Annotated in this window: 18 protein-coding genes; 11 read left to right on the top strand and 7 right to left on the bottom strand. The window is 46.6% G+C overall.

The window, feature by feature from the left end:
• Positions 1-108: 108 nt before the first annotated feature.
• Complete coding sequence (locus M1D71_RS19470; protein ID WP_458123287.1) at positions 109-804, top strand: 5'-methylthioadenosine/adenosylhomocysteine nucleosidase; 696 nt, start codon at positions 109-111, stop codon at positions 802-804.
• Between the two features lie 136 nt (positions 805-940).
• On the opposite strand, the gene M1D71_RS19465 is transcribed toward M1D71_RS19470, so the two are convergent.
• Positions 941-1573, bottom strand: coding sequence for a GNAT family N-acetyltransferase (locus tag M1D71_RS19465; RefSeq protein WP_458123286.1), 633 nt, complete (start codon positions 1571-1573; stop codon positions 941-943).
• A gap of 455 nt (positions 1574-2028) precedes the next feature.
• Here M1D71_RS19465 and acsA point away from each other — a divergent pair, with 455 nt between their 5' ends.
• Positions 2029-3753, top strand: coding sequence for an acetate--CoA ligase (gene acsA, locus M1D71_RS19460; protein WP_458123285.1), 1725 nt, complete (start codon positions 2029-2031; stop codon positions 3751-3753).
• Positions 3754-3998: 245 nt separating this feature from the next.
• Here acsA and M1D71_RS19455 read toward each other — a convergent pair whose 3' ends face one another.
• The 3 genes from M1D71_RS19455 to rpsD form a co-directional block, all read right to left on the bottom strand.
• Positions 3999-7097 (bottom strand): transglycosylase domain-containing protein, encoded by a 3099-nt coding sequence (locus M1D71_RS19455; RefSeq protein ID WP_458123284.1) that lies wholly within the window; start codon positions 7095-7097, stop codon positions 3999-4001.
• 230 nt (positions 7098-7327) lie between these two features.
• Positions 7328-7492, bottom strand: a complete 165-nt coding sequence (locus M1D71_RS19450; RefSeq protein ID WP_458123283.1) for a hypothetical protein — start codon at positions 7490-7492, stop codon at positions 7328-7330.
• 213 nt (positions 7493-7705) lie between these two features.
• A complete protein-coding gene (gene rpsD, locus M1D71_RS19445) occupies positions 7706-8305 on the bottom strand; it encodes a 30S ribosomal protein S4 (protein WP_307416792.1) in 600 nt (199 codons plus the stop codon).
• A gap of 465 nt (positions 8306-8770) precedes the next feature.
• On the opposite strand from rpsD, the gene M1D71_RS19440 reads away from it, so the two are divergent.
• From M1D71_RS19440 to M1D71_RS19420, 5 genes are all read left to right on the top strand, one after another.
• A complete protein-coding gene (locus tag M1D71_RS19440; RefSeq protein ID WP_458123282.1) occupies positions 8771-10762 on the top strand; it encodes a diguanylate cyclase in 1992 nt (663 codons plus the stop codon).
• Between the two features lie 101 nt (positions 10763-10863).
• The gene (locus M1D71_RS19435; RefSeq protein WP_458123281.1) at positions 10864-11760 is read left to right on the top strand and encodes a hypothetical protein; all 897 of its coding nucleotides are present in this window, start codon (positions 10864-10866) and stop codon (positions 11758-11760) included.
• Between the two features lie 110 nt (positions 11761-11870).
• Positions 11871-12986, top strand: a complete 1116-nt coding sequence (locus tag M1D71_RS19430) for an aminopeptidase (RefSeq protein WP_458123280.1) — start codon at positions 11871-11873, stop codon at positions 12984-12986.
• A 95-nt stretch (positions 12987-13081) separates the two neighbouring features.
• Positions 13082-13327: an HPr family phosphocarrier protein gene (locus tag M1D71_RS19425; protein WP_145322869.1), complete on the top strand. Its 246-nt coding sequence runs from the start codon at positions 13082-13084 to the stop codon at positions 13325-13327.
• 224 nt (positions 13328-13551) lie between these two features.
• Entirely contained in the window at positions 13552-13845 is a 294-nt protein-coding gene (locus M1D71_RS19420; RefSeq protein WP_017687426.1) for a YlaN family protein, read from the top strand.
• A 194-nt stretch (positions 13846-14039) separates the two neighbouring features.
• Here M1D71_RS19420 and cax read toward each other — a convergent pair whose 3' ends face one another.
• Positions 14040-15110, bottom strand: coding sequence for a calcium/proton exchanger (gene cax / locus M1D71_RS19415; protein WP_074095776.1), 1071 nt, complete (start codon positions 15108-15110; stop codon positions 14040-14042).
• Positions 15111-15293: 183 nt separating this feature from the next.
• Between cax and M1D71_RS19410 the strand changes: the two genes are divergently transcribed.
• Positions 15294-15656, top strand: coding sequence for an Asp23/Gls24 family envelope stress response protein (locus tag M1D71_RS19410; protein WP_017687428.1), 363 nt, complete (start codon positions 15294-15296; stop codon positions 15654-15656).
• Positions 15657-15830: 174 nt separating this feature from the next.
• Here the strand turns inward: M1D71_RS19410 and ftsW are convergent, their stop codons facing one another.
• Both ftsW and M1D71_RS19400 read right to left on the bottom strand, forming a co-directional pair.
• Entirely contained in the window at positions 15831-17120 is a 1290-nt protein-coding gene (gene ftsW / locus M1D71_RS19405; RefSeq protein ID WP_458123279.1) for a putative lipid II flippase FtsW, read from the bottom strand.
• A gap of 13 nt (positions 17121-17133) precedes the next feature.
• Entirely contained in the window at positions 17134-17481 is a 348-nt protein-coding gene (locus M1D71_RS19400) for a YugN family protein (RefSeq protein WP_145322865.1), read from the bottom strand.
• A 210-nt stretch (positions 17482-17691) separates the two neighbouring features.
• On the opposite strand from M1D71_RS19400, the gene M1D71_RS19395 reads away from it, so the two are divergent.
• From M1D71_RS19395 to M1D71_RS19385, 3 genes are all read left to right on the top strand, one after another.
• Positions 17692-18861 carry a M20 family metallopeptidase gene (locus tag M1D71_RS19395; protein WP_458123278.1) on the top strand — a complete coding sequence of 390 codons (1170 nt, stop codon included), beginning with the start codon at positions 17692-17694 and terminating at the stop codon, positions 18859-18861.
• A 129-nt stretch (positions 18862-18990) separates the two neighbouring features.
• Complete coding sequence (locus M1D71_RS19390; protein ID WP_458123277.1) at positions 18991-20685, top strand: DNA repair helicase XPB; 1695 nt, start codon at positions 18991-18993, stop codon at positions 20683-20685.
• Between the two features lie 36 nt (positions 20686-20721).
• Positions 20722-22428 (top strand): helicase-associated domain-containing protein, encoded by a 1707-nt coding sequence (locus M1D71_RS19385; protein WP_458123276.1) that lies wholly within the window; start codon positions 20722-20724, stop codon positions 22426-22428.
• Positions 22429-22441: the final 13 nt, after the last annotated feature.

Genomic DNA, 22441 nt, shown 5'->3' with positions numbered 1-22441 from the left:
ATATAGAAAGGGAGAAGCTATTCTCTCTACATAATGGATATGCGAAAGCTCCGGAGACGGAGCTTTTGTGCTGAATGAGATTAAAATGTAAACAGGGGGTATCCGAAGATGCGTGAAACGATCGGTATTATCGGAGCAATGGACGAGGAAGTAGAACTTTTGCTGGCAGGTATGAAGCAGCTTGAGACGGTCAAACAAACCGGTATTACTTACGTTGCAGGCGAGTGGCTTGGCAAGCAAATTGTCGTGTGTAAATCCGGTGTAGGTAAAGTAAACGCAGCAGTTACAACGCAGATCTTGATTGATCGGTTTCAGGTTGACCGTATTATCTTCACAGGTGTTGCGGGGGCGGTTAACCCGGAGCTGAACATTGGAGATATGGTTATTTCGTCCGTATGTGTACAGCACGACATGGATGTAACGCCACTGGGGTTTGAGCGCGGGGTTATTCCTTACCAGGAGACATCTGCATTCCCTGCCGAGGCTTCGCTTATTACACTGGCTGAAGAAGCGTGTAAAGCGCAGGGAGCCAATTATCTGATCGGTAAGGTGTTATCGGGAGACCAATTTATCGCAAATAAAGATACGGTTAACATGTTATATACTGAAATGGACGGTGCATGTGCGGAGATGGAAGGGGCTGCAGTTGCTCAGGTCTGTTACATGAATCGTGTACCATTTGTTGTCTTGCGTGGGATGTCAGATAAAGCGGATGGTTCGGCACATGTGAACTTTGCTGAATTCACCGTGGAATCTTCGCAACGTTCACACGGCATTGTGGAGCACATGCTCGAAAATATGTAACGGTATAGCATGGAATGTGATGCAATCCGTTATGAACGAAAAACCGCCCATCGGTCAGCTGTTCCAGGAAGTATGGAGCAACGCTGCGAGAAGCGGTTTTTTATGTATATTGGTTTTCAAAAGGTTCCTTGAATCATCAATACATGAACCGATGGCGGAAGCGAACACGATCAAACTGTTCTTCCGATGTTATGGGCACCTGACTTCCGATTCGCACCATCAAACAGTTTGCTGGGTGTGAACAGATTTCGGGATCATCCGTTGCATACCAGGTCATATCGATCGTCTGCATCAGCCTCTCCATCATTTTGCGATAATCCCATACGTTTAGTCCACTACCCTTCAGATCCCAATGCCAATAATACTCTGTGGTGAAAATAATATAATTCTCCATGTGTTTATCATCCAACGCTGTAAGCAACATTTCACGTCCAACGCCAAGCGAGCGGTAGTCGTCCGCAACCTCGATTGCCCCAAGCTCAATCAAATCAGTCATGTTGCCCTCGGACCAGCGTTCGCATTCATCCGCATAGTGAAAAGTTACGTAGCCGATAATCGTTTCATTTTCGTGTGCGATGATGATTCGTCCTTCTGGCAATGCTGCAATCTCGGCCAATGCTTCCTGCTGTTCGGCTGGGCGCCGAAAGGCATCCAGATCGGAATGAAAGGCAAAATTGGTTATCTCCTTGGCCTGCATGGGGCCTTCAATCGTAATTCGATGGCCGGACTTGAAGATGGAACGCATGTGATGTTCCTTGATATGTTCCATGGTTCATGCTCCTCTCTCCCCCTACTTATTGAGGTTGTTCAAAAAGAACGCTTTTGATTACGAAGGATGCCTAGTGGCATCATCAGCATCGAATATGTCATTCAGCCGAAATGTCCGTTGCTCACGTAGTTTTCCCTACGCTCCGCTACTCCATTTCTAGCTTCATCCCATCTTCTTGGTACTGAAAACCGATCTTTTTGAACACGTATTTATAGCAAAAACCCAAAAAATTGAAAAGCCATAGACGACGATTGAAAAGATTTGCTATAATTGCGTAGACAAAAAATGTTCACAATTCAACGCAGTATGGATAACATCTGTTTGGCCGAGCAAGTACATGATGAGATGTTCTCTCTACTAATGTAAGCGCTAACTGGAAGTTCAGTCAACACAAAGGCAATGAGAATTAACCCACAACGGGAATCGAAATGTCGAGTTGAAGGAGGCTGGCAAGCATGAGTCAAGCACATGGTGAGATGCTGCAAACGGTTGTGTCCGAATCTAACCTGGGCGATTACACGGAGGCGAGAAGCCGGTTCGATTGGGAATCGGTGGAAAGGCACTTTACGTGGCACGCCAGCGGAAAAGTGAATATGGCGCATGAAGCGATTGACCGTCATGTTCTGGAAGGAAGGGGCGGAAGAACCGCTTTATTGTATAGCGATGCTTCGCGCGAAGAGGCCTATACTTTTGCTGATCTGAGTGAACAGTCGAGTCGGTTCGGAAATGTTCTCCGCAAATATGGCATAGCCAAAGGGGAGCGTGTGTTTATTTTTATGCCACGCAGTCCGGAGCTGTATTTTAGTCTTCTGGGTATATTGAAGGCTGGAGCCATCGCGGGACCTTTGTTCGAAGCGTTTATGGAAACGGCAGTGAAGGATCGGTTGGAGGATAGCGGGGCTGTAGCACTCGTCACGACTCCGGAATTGTTGGGGCGAATCAAACGTTCCGAATTACCCGAACTCAAACATATATTTATTGTGGGTGGCGGCGCACAGACGGAAGAAGGACTCATTGATTTTGATGCAGAGATGTCTGCCGCTTCGGATGAGATGGAAGTGGAGTGGCTGAACCGTGAGGATGGTTTGCTTATTCACTATACCTCAGGCTCTACGGGTAAACCCAAAGGGGTGTACCATGTTCAGAATGCCATGATTCAACACTATTATACAGGTAAGGTTGTGCTGGATTTACGTGAGGATGACGTGTACTGGTGCACAGCTGACCCTGGTTGGGTGACAGGTACCTCTTATGGGATCTTTGCCCCTTGGCTCAATGGAGTAACCAATGTGATACGTGGCGGTCGTTTCAGTCCTCAAGATTGGTACAATACCATCCAGAAGAACAAAGTCACCATCTGGTACAGTGCACCAACGGCCTTCCGTATGCTGATGGGAGCGGGGGAAGAGACCATTGCCCAGCATGATCTGAGCAGTCTGCGCCATGTAATGTCTGTTGGTGAACCGCTCAATCCGGAGGTCGTTCGTTGGGGATGGAAAGCCTATGGTCAGCGAATTCATGATACATGGTGGATGACCGAAACAGGCGCACAGTTGATCTGTAACTATCCCGGAATGCCGATCAAGCCCGGCTCCATGGGACGTCCATTGCCTGGAATTGAGGCAGCTATTATTGATGATCACGGGCAGGAATTGCCGCCATACAGTATGGGCAATCTGGCCATACGCACACCTTGGCCATCGATGATGGTGAAGATCTGGAATAACCCTGCGAAATACGAGGAGTATTTCAGGCTTACAGGCTGGTATGTATCCGGGGACTCTGCTTATATGGATGAGGAAGGGTATTTCTGGTTCCAGGGACGGATTGATGATGTGATTAATTCGTCAGGAGAACGAATCGGGCCCTTTGAGGTGGAGAGTAAGCTCCTGGAGCATCCTGCGGTAGCGGAGGCGGGTGTAATCGGCAAGCCGGATGTGACACGTGGGGAGATCATCAAAGCCTTTGTAGCGCTTCGTGAAGGATATGAGGCGACCCCGGAGCTGAAAGAAGAGATTTATCGTTTTGTTAAAGAGGGCCTGTCTGCCCACGCTGCTCCGCGTGAGATTGAGTTCAAGGATAAACTGCCTAAGACTCGTTCCGGCAAGATCATGCGCCGTGTGCTGAAGGCCTGGGAGCTTGATCTGCCAGCAGGAGATCTATCTACCATTGAAGACTAACGAACCAGTGTCAGGATCGGATCATTAAAGTGTCAAAGGCGATGTCGATTTCGATACAAAACGATCCAGGAGAGAAGTCATTACTAAACGAAGCCCAACACGGCGATCCTCTCTATTAAAATCGGTTGTGGAAGCCCGCTTATGCCCACGGCATGAAGCGGGCTTTTAGCTGCACAAGCACATGAAAAAGCCGCACCCTCATATACGGTCTGAGGGTGCGGCTTTTTGTGGATCACTACGTTGAATCAGGGTTGAAAATGTACGGCTGCAGAAGGCTCGGATTCACCCGAGCTGTTGCTGGCAGATACTTTGAACCATCCACTGGTAGACGCAGGCACTCCATAATCCATGGTAGTTCCCGACGTTGTTCCAATTTTGGTGTAAGGAGCCGAGCCTGTTTCACTGTAATATACAGCGTAACTATCTGTGTTCGGATTGGACGCCCATTGAATGCGCAGTCCTTGAGTGAGAGCAGATACGCTGACTTGACCAGGTGTGCCTGGGGCTGTCGTTGTGGCATTATCGTTCTGCGTTTCTCCTGGAGTGATGACTGTACCCGGAACTTCAATCGGCTCATTGATCTCTTCTTCCACAGGAGGGACTACACTTCCCATGCTATTGACTGTAGCGCTTGGAGCAGACTCTCTGCCTGCAACATCCACTGCGGTCACATAGAAGGTGAAGCTGCCACCTTGCGCGGCATATGCCGAGAATGATCTGGATTCACCCGTGAGGACAACCTGACCCTGGTTCTGGAATCCTCCACCGTTTACAGACCGGTACAGACGATACCCCACGACATCATTTTCAGGTGTGGCATTGAATGTAATTACAGCTCGGTCGCCCGAGGTCGAGATTCTTACGTTACCTGGTGCATCAGGAGCTTTGCCGTTATCTGTTCTTGGATCGATCTGTGTCGGCATGTCTGCATCTGCATCTTCAGGGAGGTAATAAGCAAGTGACTCATGTCGACTCATACGTGAGAATGCATTTTGCAATTCTTTGATGAGATCCGAAATTGGTTTTTTACGCTTGATTACCGTTTTTTCTTTCAACATGTCCGAAGGTGTTCCATCACGCGGAATATAGTTTACACCATTGAAAGTAATGTATTTGGCTTTGGCAACACCGTCATCGCTATCCTTAGGAACGAATTTGCTGTTGAAGATATCCGTAACAAATTTGTCAGTCAGTGATGTTGGTAATTTGCCACTGTAGGCCGATACCGTCCGCGTTTCAATACCAGATGGTTTTTTGAACGAATCCGTGACGAACAGATCTTTTTGCGTATCGATCACTTCATTCAGGATTTTCGACCACAGTTGCTGCGCACGTTTTCTCTGTGATTTGCTTTCCAGCGTATTCACTGGCTGTTTGTATCCAACCCATACGCCAAGTGTGACATCTGGTGTGTATCCTTCAAACCAAACATCCGCATAGTTTTGAGTGGAACCCGTTTTACCTACGATCGGCACACTCTTGGAATATTTGTAATTCTCCCGTACTTTATCTGCCGTACCTTCCGTAATAACGGTCCGCAGCATATCGGTCATCAGGTATGCTGTTTGCTCCGAGAAGGCTTGCACAGGTTCAGTATCGTGTTTATAGACGATGTTTCCCTGGGAATCTACAATTTTGCTAATCATGTAAGAATCGTTATACACACCATTATTGGCGATGGCACCATAGGCACTGGTCAGTTCTTCAACGGTTACACCGTATTGGAGACCTCCGAGAACACCTGTCTGAGCCTGATAGTCTTCCTTCTGAATGGTGGTAATCCCCAGTTTCTTGGCGAAGGTCCAAGCCTTCTCGATCCCTACTTCTTCATTAAACAACTTCAGAGCCGGTATATTAAGAGAATAATTCATTGCTCTGCGGGCAGTAACCAGTCCCTGATACCGGTTGTTGGCATTCTTGGCAATGTGGTAGCCGCTCGGACCATTTTTGAGGATGATCGGTGAGTCATCAATAATAGAAGCAGGTTGGACAAGGCCTTCATCCAGAGCTGGCAGATAAGCTGCAATAGGTTTCATCGTTGAACCTGGCTGACGCACCATCTGTGTTGCATAGTTCATCTGTTCGTCCTGGAAATCCCGTCCCTCAATCATACCTAGAATAGCACCGGTTTTGTGATTAATCAGGATGGCAGCAGTTTGTTCTTTCCCTTTGACAGGATCATCTGTTGAGAAATTGCTGTCATCTTCGGCAATGGTACGCATCGTTTTGTATATGTTTTTGTTGATGGTTGTGTAGATGCGATATCCGCCTGTACGCAATTGCGTCTGGGCTTCTTCCAATAGTGCACTGCTTTCCTTCTGAGGTGTTTCGTCATCTGTAGCTTCGCTGCCGGATTCAGCTGTGTCTGAATTCAATTGTTTCATCAAAATCTGTGCAGCTTGTCGTTCCGTTTCCATCATAAGATATGGATAAGTATTGTAAGCCTTGATGGTCTTCGGAGCGAGTGAACTTTTGATATCAAATGCAAGTGCTTCATCGTACTGGGATTGATTGATTTTACCCAGTTCAAGCATACGGCGTAATACCAGATGCTGACGATTGATTGCGCGGTCAAAATTTTCCTCTACAAAATCGCCTTTACCGTTAAAGGCAGAGTAAGAGGAGGGTAGTTGTGGCAATCCAGCAAGATAGGCAGCTTGAGCAATATTGATTTTTTCAAGATCATTAATGTTGAACAGTCCTTTGGCAGCCGCCTTAATTCCGTAAACGTTGTATCCGCTGGAACCATTACCAAAAGGAACCTTGTTCAAATAGGCTGTCATGATCTCGTCTTTGGTCAGGAAACGTTCAAGTCGGAGTGAAAGCAAGATTTCTTTCACTTTCCGATCTTCCGTACGATCCAGATTTAGAAATACACGACGCGCTAATTGCTGAGTCAGTGTACTACCGCCGGTTTGTACTGATTCTTTCAGCACTTTTTGTTTCACGGCACGGAGCGTTCCGCTCATGTCTACACCTTTATGTTCGTAAAAATGATTGTCTTCAATCGAAATGACAGCATCAATAACCTTTTGTGGGATCTGGTCCGTAGTGACCGGACGCCTGTCTTCTTCCGTACGTAATTGACCGATCGGACTGCCGTCGGCAAAGTAAGCAAAGCCTGTGATGGAGTTTTCGCTGACTTTTTGTTCAATCAGGGCCCTTGAACGGACAGGCTCGTCTTTCACAATGGAACTGACGTATCCCATCAAAGCACCGCCTGCAAATAGTGCCCCCATAAATCCAAGGACAACCATCCATTTGACGAAAGTTCCCAGTCTGCGGGCAAAACTACGCTTGCGTGCAGGCTGTTCATCGGGCTTTTTCTTATTAACATCAACCATTCAGTGTCTTCCTCCTTTTAACAGCACTTATTATAGCATAAAAAGGCGGGTTTGCATGCCTGAGAAATACAAGTAATGGTCGAAATTTGCCATTCTGCCATGGATTATGCTATATATCATGCGATATTGAAGCACATTTCATGAGTTGTAAGCCAAAAATAAGCAGGCCACCTCCATGCTGAGGTGCATAGGGTGGCCTGAATGAAGTGTCGTATTTGAGTTCTTCTACATCAGGTTCTGAAGCGTTGAATCAGTTCTAAAAGTTCTTGGGTTAGACTAGTCAGCGATGCAGATGCAGCTGTAATCTCTTCCATAGATGCAAGTTGTTCCTCAGAAGCAGAGGCAACACGAGTCGGGTGATTTGCTGTCTCATGACCAATGTTTTTGAGTTGCACACAGGTGGCATCAACCTGCTGTGATCCTGCTGACATCTGCTGCGCAATGGCTGAGACATGCTCAATCTGCTCATTAGACTGCAGGCTTTTGTTGTAAATGGATTTCGTGTTAAATGCAATCAGGGCTCAAATGATAGAAAAATGCATAGAAAAACAGCTGCCGAGAAAATCTCGACAGCTGTTTGGATTGAAACTTTAATGTGATTGCAACGATTAACGGTTGTAGAACTCGACGATTTGTTTTTCATCGATGTCTTGGGACAATTCAGCGCGCTCAGGCAAGCGGATGAATTTACCTTCTACAGCTGCTTCGTTGTATTCAACGTATGCTGGAAGATGCGAACGGCCTTCCAAAGCTTCTTTAATGGAAGAAAGAGCGCGGCTCTTCTCACGCAAGCCGATTACATCGCCAGTGCTTACTTGGTAAGAAGCGATATCGACTTTTTTGCCGTTTACAGTTACGTGACCGTGTGATACCAACTGACGCGCTCCAGCGCGGGAGTTAGCAAACCCAAGGCGGTAAACGAGGTTGTCAAGGCGGCACTCAAGCAAGAACATGAAGTTTTCGCCGGCGATACCTTGCATTTTTTGAGCTTTAGAGAACAGTGTGCGGAATTGCTTCTCGCCCAAACCGTACATGTGGCGCAATTTTTGTTTTTCTTGCAATTGCATACCGTAGTTGCTCATTTTTCTGCGTTGGTTAGCTCCGTGCTGACCTGGAGGGAAAGGACGTTTCAATTCTTTGCCTGTTCCGCTCAGGGAAATGCCGAGGCGACGGCTCAATTTAAATTTAGGACCAGTGTAACGTGCCATGTTTAAAGTAGCTCCTTTTTAGTTAAAGTTCATATTAGGGCTCTGTTTGCGCTCCAATTTGTTGATGCGGGCTTGGCCTCGCATAGAACGATCAGGAAAGTTCAGCCGCTGTCCTGAAAGCAACAAAAAGAATGAGGGTGACACAACCGGTAATGCCCAAATTTAAAGACCCATTAGTAGTCTTCATCAACAATTTATATTACAGTTTAAGAGAACCAAAGTCAAGCGTAGAATAAAAGCAAAAAAACGTCTAAATTTGTCGATAGGTCATTGGGCCTAAAATAATGGGACAATTTTCTGAAATATGGATGCAAAAAAGCTTTAAACAGAGTAAAATAGATTGTATCTTAACTTTAAATCATCTTTATGTAACAAGGTTATCGCAACGAATTTGCAGGTTTGCGATAACGTCTGCAGATTAATGCATCCTGATGGATGCAAAAACGGTGCAAAGGAGCGCCTGACATGTTAGAACATCTAAGAAGTTTACCTGCCAGCTTGAATTCACGAAGTTCGGGCGATTCCGCATCTTTTGCCGCTCCTCATCCTCATGAAGAGCATGTGTTGTGGATGCAAAAAATGGATATCACACCTTTTGATTTTTCATATTTGGGTAGCTTGCTAGAGCAGGCTTACCGTGACTGGAACTCCAAAGTAGATTCAGGACGGACCAGGACATCAACATTTTACAGCGTATGGAACACGGATGGTAATTGTATAGGGTACGACAGCAATCGCGAAGTTGATTCGGGTGTGGATATACACAGTCTTGTATTGGAATGTATCGATAAAAGACAGGTCCTATCCTTCAGAGGAACAAGCGAACGCGGAGAATATCTTCTAATAACACATCCTTTATTCTCTAGAATGAACAAGGATATGTTTGCCGTATTCACTGCTGTAATCTATGAATCCAATCGATATGAAACGTCTGAAGCTGTGGTTCGATCTGAGGCATTGCATTACCGCACCTGCTTTTACCGAAGATTTGAATACATATTTATGACGGACCTGTTACATGCTCATGAACACACAGCGCGTGAAGAACACCGGAGGTCTATCCTCTTTCAGATTGTTCAGCGAATGCATGACAAAATGGATGTCGACGCTATATTGGATGAAGTATTTGACAGTATGGACTATTTGTACCCAGCTACGTATATCAAACTCTATATGTCTCAGGATCAGAGTAACTTTAATCCTCGGATTATACCGTTGCTGGTACACGAACGAGGGGAAGATATATGTGTGCGTTCGTTTATGGAAGGCAAGCTGATCATTTCTCGCTCAGATGTTGGAGAGAATCGCATCATAGAAGTGGGTCTTCCTCTGAAAGGAAAACAAGGCATATACGGTGTGTTCCATATTGAAATGAATGATGAGATCATGGAAGAATCAGATCTGCAATTGATTACGATGATGGTAGACACCGCGGGCACGGCCTTTGAAAACGCCAAGTTGCACGAACAATCCAATATGTTGATTCAGGAACTTCGTTTAATTAATGACCTTACCCAGCGCTTGAACAAAAGCCTGCATCTTTCGGAGATTTATCAACTATCCGAGCAAGAGTTGAAGGAAATATTTCAGGCTGAAACGTGCTGCATTCTTCAACTCAATGATAGTACGAATGACTTTGAAGTCATGTCATCAAATGTGAAAGATGTTTTTCACCAATCATTTTCTGTAGACTACGGTATCGCAGGCTTGCTGTATCGAACAGAGGAACCACTTATTATATCCAATTATGCGCAGTATGATAAAGTGTCGTCCTTTTTCATGGAAGATACCGGATCCATGTCACTAATTGCATCACCGATCAGAGTCAACGGTGAAGTGAAGGGTGCCATTTTGTTGGGACACAGTAGAGAGCAATATTTCTCATATGATAATTATCGGCTCTTGCAGATGCTGTCCATTCATATCGGACTTGCCTTGTCGAATGCCACGCTTCATGCCGAGGTTCGGCGTTTGGCTAATCTGGATATGCTGACAGGGTTGTACGTCAGGCATTACCTGGATAGTGTAATTCACGAGCGTCAGGCTCACGAATTCTGTGGCTCGCTCATTGTGGTGGATATTGATCAGTTCAAGCAGGTCAATGATACATTCGGACACCAGACGGGCGATCAAGTGCTGAAGCAAGTAAGTGAAATAGTTACCAGCTCTGTTCGCCCTGAAGACATCTGCGCTAGATGGGGTGGAGAAGAATTGGCCATCTATATGCCGCAAGTAAGTGTCCACCAGGCGTTAGAATACGCGGAAGTGATTCGAAGGAGAGTCGCGGAGGAAACCAGACCTCTTGTCACGGTATCCAGTGGCATTGCCGAGTGGAATTGGATGGATGAGAAGGTTAGTGTGGAGTCCTTGTTTTATCGGGCTGACATGGCTTTGTACAGCGCCAAGAATGGCGGTCGGAACAGAATCGTTGTAGAAGAACAGGAAGTAACACGTTAAGAGAGAACCATTCCGATTGCGGAGTCGTTCTCTCTTTTTTATGTATTGAAGATCAAGTTGTTTATAGAAGGAAGTATAAGCAAATACGGGCAGGGCAATCTATGGAGAAAGTTGACGGAAAGGTGAAGATGGACATGAACATGCTTAACCGCCGGTCGGTACGTACTTTATGGTTACTCGTGATTATCGTGATTATTGGCGTTCCGGGTTGTGGATTAATCCAGCGTGATCAAACGCCTGAAGAAGTTTTTTCCTTGGCTTTATCCGGGATAGCTGGTAAAGAAACATTAAGTTTTGAGGGAGAAGCTGGACTGCGACGGGAGAACAGTGGACTGTTCGAGAATCAGTTCAAATTTGAAGGGAAGCTGGAAAATCATGATCGTCTTACCCTGCAGACCCGATTGCCTGGAGAGGTAACCGCTGTGGGCACGGGCATTCATACGACTGCTGTAAACAATAACGGACAGCCCAGTGGGTTTAGCGCCTCTTTCGAGCGGAAACAGGGGCAATGGATGGCACTGTCTGCGCAGCATGAACCGCTGCGTGGTTCTCTTTCCCGCTTTAATCCAATCGCTCAATTGGAGAAGATTGATGGGTTAAATAAAACGATTCAATCCGAGTATGGGTCCGGTCGTCGAACCAGAACATTACGGATTGAACTTGCGCCGGAAGATGCCAAAGCATGGGCTGTAGCCCAACTAAACGACGAGATGAACGCCATTAGGTCAGAATATATGCATAAGGCAGCTACGGTGAAAGGAGCGCGTAAGGAGAAGCTTGAGAAGGATCTGGAGAAAGTATGGGAGCAGGGTGAAGCAACGATGCAACAGATGATGAAACAAGCGAGCGTGCAGACGGTATACCATCTCACAGTCGATCGAAAGAGCAGTCTGCCTCTTCGCTTATCCTCTGAAAGTCAGGTGAGTTACACGGACAATAAACACAAAAACAATAAAGAAGCCCTTGTCACGGATGTAAACTTCAAGTCATATCAATAATGAAGTGAAGGACTGCCTGCTGACGGGATGACTGTTCGCGTGCTACAATAGTATCGTAATTTACCGTTGTTCAATTCAAGTATGGCAGATGACAGGAGGATTTTACCAAGATGAAAGACCCTAGAATTCAAAAGCTTGCAGCAAGCCTGGTGGGCTATTCTGTAGATGTACAGCCTGGTGAAAATGTATTGGTTGAGATGATTGGATCGGAACGTGATCTGATTAACGCGATTATTGAAGAAGTAGGTAAAAAAGGCGGTAACGTCTTTGTACAGTTGACGGATAAAACCGTACAGCGCGCTATGCTGAAAAATGCGACAGAAGAAATGATGAAAACGTGGGCAGAGATTGATCTGAACCGTATGAAACAGATGGATTGTTATATCGGCATTCGTGCGGGAGAAAATGTGAATGATCTGTCCGATGTGCCGGAAGAAAAAATGAAAATGTACAATTCCTTGTACTCCCACCCGGTACATAGTGAACAGCGTGTCAAACATACGAAATGGGTTGTACTTCGTTACCCTAACGCAAGTATGGCACAACTCGCGAATACGAGTACAGAAGCGTTCGAAGATTTCTACTTCGACGTATGTAACCTGGATTATGCCAAAATGGACAAAGCACAGGACTCATTGGCTAACCTGATGAAACGGACGGACAAAGTTCGCATCACGGGACCAGGAACAGAACTTAGCTTCTCCATTAAAGATATCGGTGCAGAGAAATGCTCTGGCCAAAAAAATATTCCGGATGGCGAAGTGTACAGTGCCCCTGTACGCAACTCCGTGAACGGAACGATTAGCTATAACTCGCCAACCCTGTACAATGGAGTTACTTTTGAAAATATCAAGTTCACGTTCAAGGATGGCAAAATCATCGAGGCGACAAGCAACGAAACAGAGCGCTTGAATGAAATCCTGAATTCGGATGAGGGTGCCCGTCATATCGGTGAATTCGCGATTGGATTTAACCCGCATATCCTGCACCCAATGAAGGACATTCTGTTTGATGAGAAAATCGCAGGAAGCTTGCACTTTACGCCGGGTCAGGCTTATGAAGAAACGGATAATGGCAATCGCTCGTCCATCCACTGGGATCTGGTGTTGATCCAGCGTCCGGATTATGGTGGCGGAGAGATTTATTTTGATGATGTATTGATTCGTAAAGACGGTATCTTTGTTATTCCTGAGCTGGAATGCCTCAATCCGGACCGTTTGAAGTAAGAGCAGGATTTTGCTGTTGCTAGGAAAGCGGATTCACGGTATCATGTAGTGGTAATTAATAGATGATACCAAAGTAAAAAGACGGAGGGATTCCTATGTCGAGTAATAACGCAGCTGTAGTAGAAATTGCTCAAACAGCAGGCAAGTTTACTTCTTCAATCGTGCTTCATTCGGAGAACAAGTATATCGATGTGAAAAGCATTCTCGGATTGTTTACAACGCTGATCAGCACGCACAGCTATGAACTGCATGTTCATGGTCCCGATGCAGTTGAAGCGAAAGCAGCCATGTCAGAAGTGTTTGCCAAGCATGGACTGAATGTAAGCATGGCATCTGAGTAATAGCTCTCAAGAAGCACCTCTGCGTTTTTGGCAGGGGTGTTTTTTGGCATTGCATGACTTGAATACTCATCTGGACATCCCTGGAACAGCGGGAATAAGCTGAAATAGAAGGCTTCACTTTGTGGGCTTATTTTGGTCAGGTTCTTGTATTAGCTCTTCATTTCGTCTAATATTAGAGGTAGAACGTCTTTACGCGATTTTTGGGACATAGGGGGGAAAAATGCATGACTTCATCTGATCTGCAGGACCAGCTGAATTTGAAAGCGATCAGTCTTCTTCAAGAAGATGCAGATAAAATACAGAAGCTTATTGAAGTACAGATGGAGAATCTGGCTACCCGCTACTGCCCTCTCTATGAGGAAGTATTGGATACACAGATGTATGGGTTCTCCAAGGAAGTTGACTTTGCTGTTCGTGCAGGGCTCCTTCCAGAAGGTGCAGGTAAGCAGCTGGTTAGCGCGCTTGAGCGGAATTTGGCAATTTTATATGAAGCCTTGAACAAAAAGAATGAGCAATAGCCTGCAATCGTGCGGGTCAGAATAGAAGGCATGCAGGCGTTTATGCATGCTTTTTTTGTACGTCTGAACGGGATTGTGATGCAACTCACCCAGAAGACGTATATAAGCGAAGAGACAGCTCGACATGGATATTCGAGCTGCCTCTTGTGGCTTGTTTATTTTAAAAAGATGGCTTGGCGATGGACTTGAACAGGTTACACCAGGAAGAAGGATACACCGAGTATGATATATACCACGAGCAGGAGTAGCCCTTCATACCAATTCGTTGAACCATCTTGGGTGATGGACTTTGCAATAAATACGGATACGCCGATGGCGACCAGCTCAATCGTTGTAAATACGATATCCATGGTTCTACCTGTGAAGTAGCTGACAAAAATCAGCACAGGGGCAACAAAGAGCGCAATCTGCAAGCTGCTGCCGACAGCAATCTCGACGGCTGCTCCGATTTTATTTTTCATGGCAAGCATGATGGCTGCACTGTGTTCCGCTGCATTACCGATGATGGCGACAAGGAATGCACCGACAAACAGCTCACTAAGTCCAAATTCCGAAGTGAATACTTCGAGCGTCCCGACCAGCCATTCACTGACGAAGGCAACCATGACCGTTGCGAGCACCAGGTAGAGAATTGATTTTTTCTTGGACCATGCCGGAGCATGCTCATGCGGTAGCTCTTCATCACGATCCTCAGTGACGTCCGCAAGGTAGTTCTTGTGCGTCACCATGGAGAATAGTAACCAGGCGATATACGCGAGAATGAGCAAACCGGCCACGATGAGGCTAAGTGTATTGGTGTCTTTCTGTGTAATGGAATGTGTATTGAGAAAGACTGCCGGAATAAACAGGGCTATGATGGCAACAATCATCAGGGAACCATTCAGGCCTGCAAGTGATACATTATAATTCTGGATTTTGAACTTGAGTCCTCCAGCAAAAATACTTAACCCAAGCACTAACAGCAGGTTTCCGATGATGGAGCCTGTCAGACTTGCTTTGACCATGTCGAACAGTCCCTCTTTGACGAGGAAAATGGCGATGATCAATTCGGCTGCATTGCCGAAAGTCGCATTCAAGAATCCACCTAGCCGCTGTCCGGCATAGTGGGCCACATTTTCGGTGGCTTTACCTAGAAAACCGGCCACAAAAATAACCGAAATGGCTGATATCACGAACTGTAGAATCGAATCCCATTTCATGTAGTGGGCGATGGCACTGAGTGCAAAGAAAGCAATCAGCAAAATGGATGAAATCCGGTTTCTCACAACAAACACCTCGGTTATAAAATATTTTGTTTTGAATTGCCATGTAAAACGCTTATGAGATTATTTTCATATTTCAATATAACCAAATGGTGGTAGGTTGTAAACGCATCTTTTTGAGTTTAATTTGCTTTTTGGGGTGGAAAGGATTTAAAATACGAGTAACGAAGTGAAGGAGGATGTGGCATGGCAGAACAACTTCAACTGGAGAGCGGAAACATCCGGATTGCCGATGACGTGGTTGCGAAAATTGCCGGAATGGCTGCAATGGAAACGCCCGGAATTGCCGCAATGTCTGGAGGATTGTCAGAGGGCTGGGCGAAGCGACTCAGCGGTAAAAACGTACAGAAAGGCGTGAGCGTTGAGGTCGGCCAGCTGGAAGCAGCCATTGACCTGCGCATCATCGTCCTGTACGAAACCCCGATTCATGAAGTTTCCCGTATGCTTCAGCAGAATGTAAGAGAAGCGGTAGAGACCATGACCGGATTACGCGTGGTTGAAGTCAATGTAAAGGTAGAAGGCGTATCTTTCAAAGGCGACGATCTGTAAAATTTCGCAATCCGCAATGGAGTACAGAGGCATATTGGCCTTGTTCTTCATCTTGATAGACAGAGTGTACCCAGTACACACAAAAAGGCTGTGCATCCAATCGGGTGCACAGCCTTTTCTGTGTTGCTTTTCAATTGAATGGCTCAAGCTCCGTTTCTGTAGGAACAGTCCCGTTTATCGTATCCGACGGATGGACTCCCGTGAACGAAGAGCAGGAGAGGTGCGAGTCTGTGTCTGTACAGTCACGGACTTGGTTTTCTCTTCCTTGATCACGTCCAGATTATTGGTGCGCGAGATACTGAGCAGAATGCCCATGGCGACCATCATCACAAAGAGTGAGGTACCCCCATAACTGATAAACGGAAGCGTGACCCCCGTCACCGGAATGGTCTGAGTTACACCGCCGATGTTGATAAATGCCTGTATTGCGATCAATCCCATGATACCTATGCCGACAAGTGTTCCGAACGGATCAGGGCAACGCAGTGAGACAATAATACCTCGCCAGATAAAGTACAGATAAACCAGAAGGAATAAGGTACTTCCGAGGAATCCGAGTTCTTCTCCGATTACGGAAAAAATAAAGTCATTGTACGCATTTGGCAAATAGTGAAGCTTCATCGTACCTTGTCCAATCCCGGAACCCGTCATGCCGCCATCACCAATGGCAACAAGGGAACGGTAGAGGTTGAGACTTCCGCCATTAATATCAGATAATGGATTCAGGAAAGCCTGAATACGTCCGATCTTGTAGTTCTGCTCGGCAGTGACCGCTGTTGCAGCAGTCGTCGTGTCTGAAGGAGATATGGAAGAAAAAAGGGAATTTGCTCCGAAAGCCAGTGCTCCGCCGAGTACAACCAGGAGAATCGAACCCAGGATATGTTTCATACTGGCCCCACCGGCATAGATCAAGAGACCGCAGGTGGACACCAGGATGAAGGTAGTACCGAAGTCTGGTTGCAGCATGATCAGTCCTGCGATGAAACCAACGATGATCAAGACGGGAAAATACCCTGTCTTAAAAACCCTGAATTTCTCACCTTTTTTGGTGATCAGTGCAGAGAGATAGAGAATGATCGCAATTTTGGCGAACTCCGCAGGCTGAAGACTGAAGCCGACAATTTCAATCCAGCTTCGGGCACCGTTTACCTTCTTACCTGCGACCAACACAATGAGAAGCAGTACCGTAGTGAACAGAAAAAATGGTGCATAAAGCTTTTTATACTTGTTGAAACGGATATTCATGGCGAAAAACATGCCAAATAGACCGATAATCGCCCACATAAGTTGTTTTTTCGTGAAGTAAAGGGCATCATTGTTAAATCTTTCGCTTGCGATTGCAATGCTGGAACTGGAGCTGAATACCATCACCAGTCCGAAGCCCACCAACAATAAAGTGAGGATTAGCAGTTGAAAATCCGGCGTGCCTCTCTTCGTTTTCGTTTGGGCCGTTTGTTGTTTCATCGTTTGGCCCAGCCTATGCTTCCAGCAGTTCTTTGAGCTGCTGTAATTTTTCGGCTGCCAGCTTCACGACTGGCTGCGGAACGGAAGAGTCATAATCCAGACCGTGAGGGAAGGTGGCTTTGCCGAGATAAACGGCTTCAACAGCAAGAATCGTATCCGGTTTTTCCAATTTGCCTTCCACTGCGCGGGTATTAATGCGTACAAAGTATTCTGATTTGGTTTGTTCATCTTCAATTTTGTAGTCATATGTAGCACGGTAATATTCCCATTGCCACCGGACAAATCCGACTTTCTCGGCGCTCTCATCCAGGTATGCCAAGTCGCTCTTCAAGCCATCCAAGCCTGTATTCTCAAAAATCATAAGCGTTTGATCCTCCTCATCAGCTTCCGAGTGTAATTTCTCGTGCATTTCTCTAGTTCATGATAGTATGTTTCCCCTTCCCGTGCAAGCTTTCCAGGGGTGTTTCGTATCGGTTTTCTTCCAATTCTGCTACAATATACAGCAATAGGTTTGAAGAGGAAGGTTCGGGCTTGATCCAAGTCCCGTTCAAGATTGAAAGGGTGGAGAGATATGACTAATAATATATGGTGGGAAGATCTGCAGATCCACATGGTGGAATGGCGGCGTCACCTTCATCGCAATCCTGAGGTTTCCTTTCATGAGGAGAAGACATCCTCTTTTGTAGCGGATATGTTGGAGAGCTTTGGCGTTGAAGTGAGACGTCATGTTGGCGGTCACGGGGTCATCGGTACACTTCGTGGGGACAAGCCAGGGCCTGTCGTCATGCTGCGGGCCGATATGGATGCACTGCCGATTCAGGATGAAAAGGATATAGAATATGCGTCACAACAAGCAGGAGCGATGCATGCATGCGGCCACGATGGTCATATCTCGATCTTGCTGGGTACGGCATTGTATTTCAGCCGTCACAAGCAGGAGATCCGGGGAGAAATTCGGTTTTTGTTCCAGCCAGCAGAAGAACTGCTTCCTGGAGGTGCAGTCCAGGTCATTGCGGATGGGGCGCTTGAAGGCGTGGATGTCATATACGGGATTCATCTGTGGACCCCACTGCCTGTAGGTGTTGTTGCCAGTAAAGCAGGGCCGATGATGGCGGCTGCGGACGACTTTTACATTGAGATCAAAGGCAAAGGCGGACATGGTGGGATGCCGCAATCCACCATAGACAGTCTTATCGCGGGTTCTGCGCTTGTGATGCAGCTTCAGACGGTTGTCAGCCGTTCGGTTGATCCATTGCAACCAGCAGTGCTGACCATTGGTACAATGCAGGCTGGCTCCGCTCAAAACGTGATTGCAGAGCAGTGCAAAATGAGCGGCACAGTGCGGACGTTTGATGAAGAGACGCGAAATGGAATGAAAGAGCGAGTACTTACCATGGTAGCCCAGACAGGAGCAGCGTATGGTGCGGAGACTCAAGTGAAATATATTATGGGATACCCACCTGTGGTAAACGATGAACAGGAAACAGCGCGTTTCTTCAGGGAAGCTACCGAAGTATTTGGGGCAGACCGTGTACAAGCGTCCCCGATGCTGATGCCGGCGGAAGATTTCGCGTATTACCTTCAGCAGGTTCCAGGGTGCTTTATGTTCGTTGGAGCAGGCAACCCGGATAAAAATGCGATCTATCCGCATCATCATCCGATGTTTGATTTTGATGAAGACGCCATGCAGACAGCCGTGAGATTGTTTATCGCCATGGCCAAGGGTTACACAGCCGAATGACTTTATAGCCAGTTGGGCATCCTGTTCATACCGAGGTATGGGCAGAATGCTTTTTTTTGTGGATTTTTATAGAGGTTCATTTTCGGAACTTACCGGAACTGGACTTTTTTTGATAGGAGGAAGGTTCGCATGGGAGGAACAGAACATACGGAAAGAACGGATGCATGTATCGTTCAACGGGATTTTACGGTTTTGCTGGAAGTCGGCCACCCCGGATTCGAGAGAGCAAGAGAGCAGCTTGGAAAGTATTCAGAACTGGTCAAGACACCGGCGACGTTTCATACCTATCGAATCACTCCGTTGTCGCTCTGGAATGCGGCGGCACTGGGATGGAATGCAGATCAGGTCATCGCAAGTCTGGAGTTGGTATCCCGTTGGAACGTGCCTGCTGCACTCATACAGGATGTTTGCAGGATCATGGATCAGTACGGCAAATTAAAGCTGCATTCTCAAGCAGATCACGCCAGAATGCGTCTTTACAGTGAGGATGAACGGTTGCTGGATGAGTTAAGTGGATTGAAAACGATAGCCGCCTTTCGCATGGAACGCACGGACGCCCATGAGCTTCTGCTCTCAGGGGAACAGCGAGGGTTATTAAAAAGGGAATTAACTCGGCTGGGTTACCCGGTGCTTGATTACGTGGGATATCGGGAGGGCACCAAGCTTACATTTGGATGGCGAACCAATGATTCGGAGGACAACTCAGAGCACTTCGCGTTGCGTTCCTATCAAAAAGAGGCCGTGGATGCATTTGAAGGCAGTGAAGGCATGGGAGGAAGTGGCTTGCTTGTGCTACCCTGTGGGGCAGGCAAAACGGTCATTGGTATGGCCGTTCTGGAAAGGCTTCAATGTGAATGCCTTATTTTGACGTCCAATACGACGTCTGTGCGACAGTGGATTCAGGAGATTCAAGACAAAACAACGATTACCAGTGAACAGATTGGTGAGTATTCAGGTCAGAAGAAACAAGTGAAACCTGTGACTGTAGCTACATATCAGATTCTTACACACCGGAAATCAAAGGATGCTGATTTTACCCACATCAAATTGCTCAGCGAGAGACAATGGGGGCTGATCATTTATGATGAAGTGCATTTACTGCCAGCGCCGGTGTTTCGTGCAACTGCAGATATTCAAGCTACTCGAAGGCTGGGATTAACGGCAACGTTGGTTCGAGAGGATGGCTGTGAAGAGGATGTATTTTCGCTGATTGGTCCGAAGCTCTATGATATGCCATGGAAACAACTGGAGCAGCAAGGGTGGATTGCCAATGTACAATGTCAGGAGATACGCATCCCGTTCTCCTCGGAACTAAGATCGAATTATCTTCAAGCCGAGGTGAAGCACCAATTTCGATTGGCTGCCGAGAATCCGGCAAAGGTACGTGTAGTCAAGCGTTTGCTGGAACGTCATCGGGATTTGCCTGCGCTAGTGATTGGACAATATTTGGACCAACTAGAGTTGATTGCCCGGGAAATTGAAGCACCTCTGATCTCTGGGACAATGTCACAGCAAGAGCGAATCAAATGGTTTGAAGCATTTCGGCGTGGAGAGATTAAAACGATTGTTGTGTCCAAGGTGGCCAATTTTGCCGTGGATCTGCCGGATGCTGCTGTTGCGCTTGAAATATCCGGTAGCTTCGGTTCAAGGCAGGAAGAAGCACAGCGGTTGGGACGAATCCTGAGACCGAAAACAGGAGAAAACAAAGCTTACTTCTATGCGCTGGTTTCAGAAGATAGTAAGGAACAGGATTTTGCATTAAACCGTCAGATGTTCTTGGTAGAGCAGGGATATGAGTATGACATCGTTCATGAAACGGACTAGGTCATTTATACTCGCGAAAAGAGGAGGGAAAAGGAAATGTCTTCATTTGAACCATTAGATGAACCTGAGGTAGTGGATTTTGATTCTTGGTCAAAGCTCACTTCAATGGAGCAAAAAGTACTGGGTGCAATTTTTCACAAACATGCTGGGCAGCCTTTTACCTCTCTCCCCCCAAGACAACAGTGGGCCATCGAAGGATTAAGTGGTGCAGAGGCCAAGTCTTCATTTGCCAGCCTCAGGCAGCAAAGATGGATTGAATCTGTTCATAAAAGTTGGGGGGAACGTTTATTCTATATTCCTGCTTCCCGATTGGAGACATTGACGATTGCGTGTGTGCAAAAAGTGGGCCTTGCCGTTGAACAAATGACGATGCGTGCTCATGTCGTACAGGAGGGAAAGCCGGATATCGCAGCAGAGCTGATTCATCTGATCGCTTGGATCGGAAGAGAAGGGCTTCCCTTGACAGGTAAAGGGACGATACATAAGAGAACGGTTCAAAAATTAAGTGCAATAACAGTACTATCCGCTACAGACTTTGAAGGTTTGGGGATTCGATATGAACATTCAGATCTATATCCGGTTCACGTTGCAATCCTTCTCGACCTATTGCTCAGTCTGAAACTGGTTCAGAAGGCGGAGGGGCGGATTCGGATCGTAGATCGTCAATTACAAGAGTGGTTGAAGCTCTCGTGGCAACAGATGTACCGGGAAGTGTATCAAGCTTGTGTAGAAAGATACGCGGCTGCTGAACCAGCATTGCAGCACTTTCGTTATCAATTGGCAGTGCTAACTCCGGAGAAGAACGTATGGTGCCGTATAGTAAATGCGAATTCGGAACCAAAGATTAGGGACTGGCTATACGCATTGGCTGGCTGGGGTTATGGTGAGGTTGGAGAAGATCCGTCAGGAGAAATGGCATTCCGCTGGCTGATCGACCCGCAGAGCTTGCTATATCGAGGGCATGAGGCGGTGAGCGAGATGGAGCCGTGTGGATTTTACGTGCAGCCTGATTTTGAAATGTTGGTACCACCGGAAGCAGGGCCTGGTGTGATCTGGTTGCTGGAGCAATGCGCCGAACGGGTTACGCGTGATCGGATGTCCATTTATCGAATGACAAGAGAGCGAGTCGTATTGGCTATAGCCAGAGGATTTGAATTACACGAATTGATGGAGTTTCTGGATCAATATGCTCTGACAGGCGTGCCGGAGAATGTAAGTATTGCGTTAAAGGATTGGGGAAAGGAAGCGGATACTGCATCATTGACTATAGATCGAAACATGGAGTTATGTACAGGCTCTACAGAGGATCAGGAGTCATTAGAAAAAGATGTCTTGAGCGGTGTATATTCTTTCCACACACCCGATAATCAAGGTCTGGTTATTATCCCTGCATTTTTGCATGGGATGGAGCGTGATCATTCTGTAATTGAGAAGACGTTCTCTCTGTTAGGGATTGAGGAGATACCTGAGACCTGGTACAGGGAGTGGCGTCGATATCACAGTTCAACAGCACGACAGATTGCTGCCAAAGCCATTGAGTGGCAGACCAAGCTGGGGATACAACAGAATCATTGTACACAATACCTCATTCCACATCAGGTAGAGGGGCATGAAAAATGGACATTAAGCGGATGGTGTATTCTGGATTCAAGTGAATGCTCATTAGAGACAGAATGGCGTACATTCTCCCCGTCGGAGTGGGATACAATGCGTCTTATCCTGCCAGATGATGTCATAACCTAACTATTTGAGTGAG

The organism is Paenibacillus sp. Z3-2, from assembly GCF_054161325.1.
The sequence above is the reverse complement of the archived record's forward strand: the minus strand, read 5'-3'. Positions and strand labels throughout refer to the sequence as shown.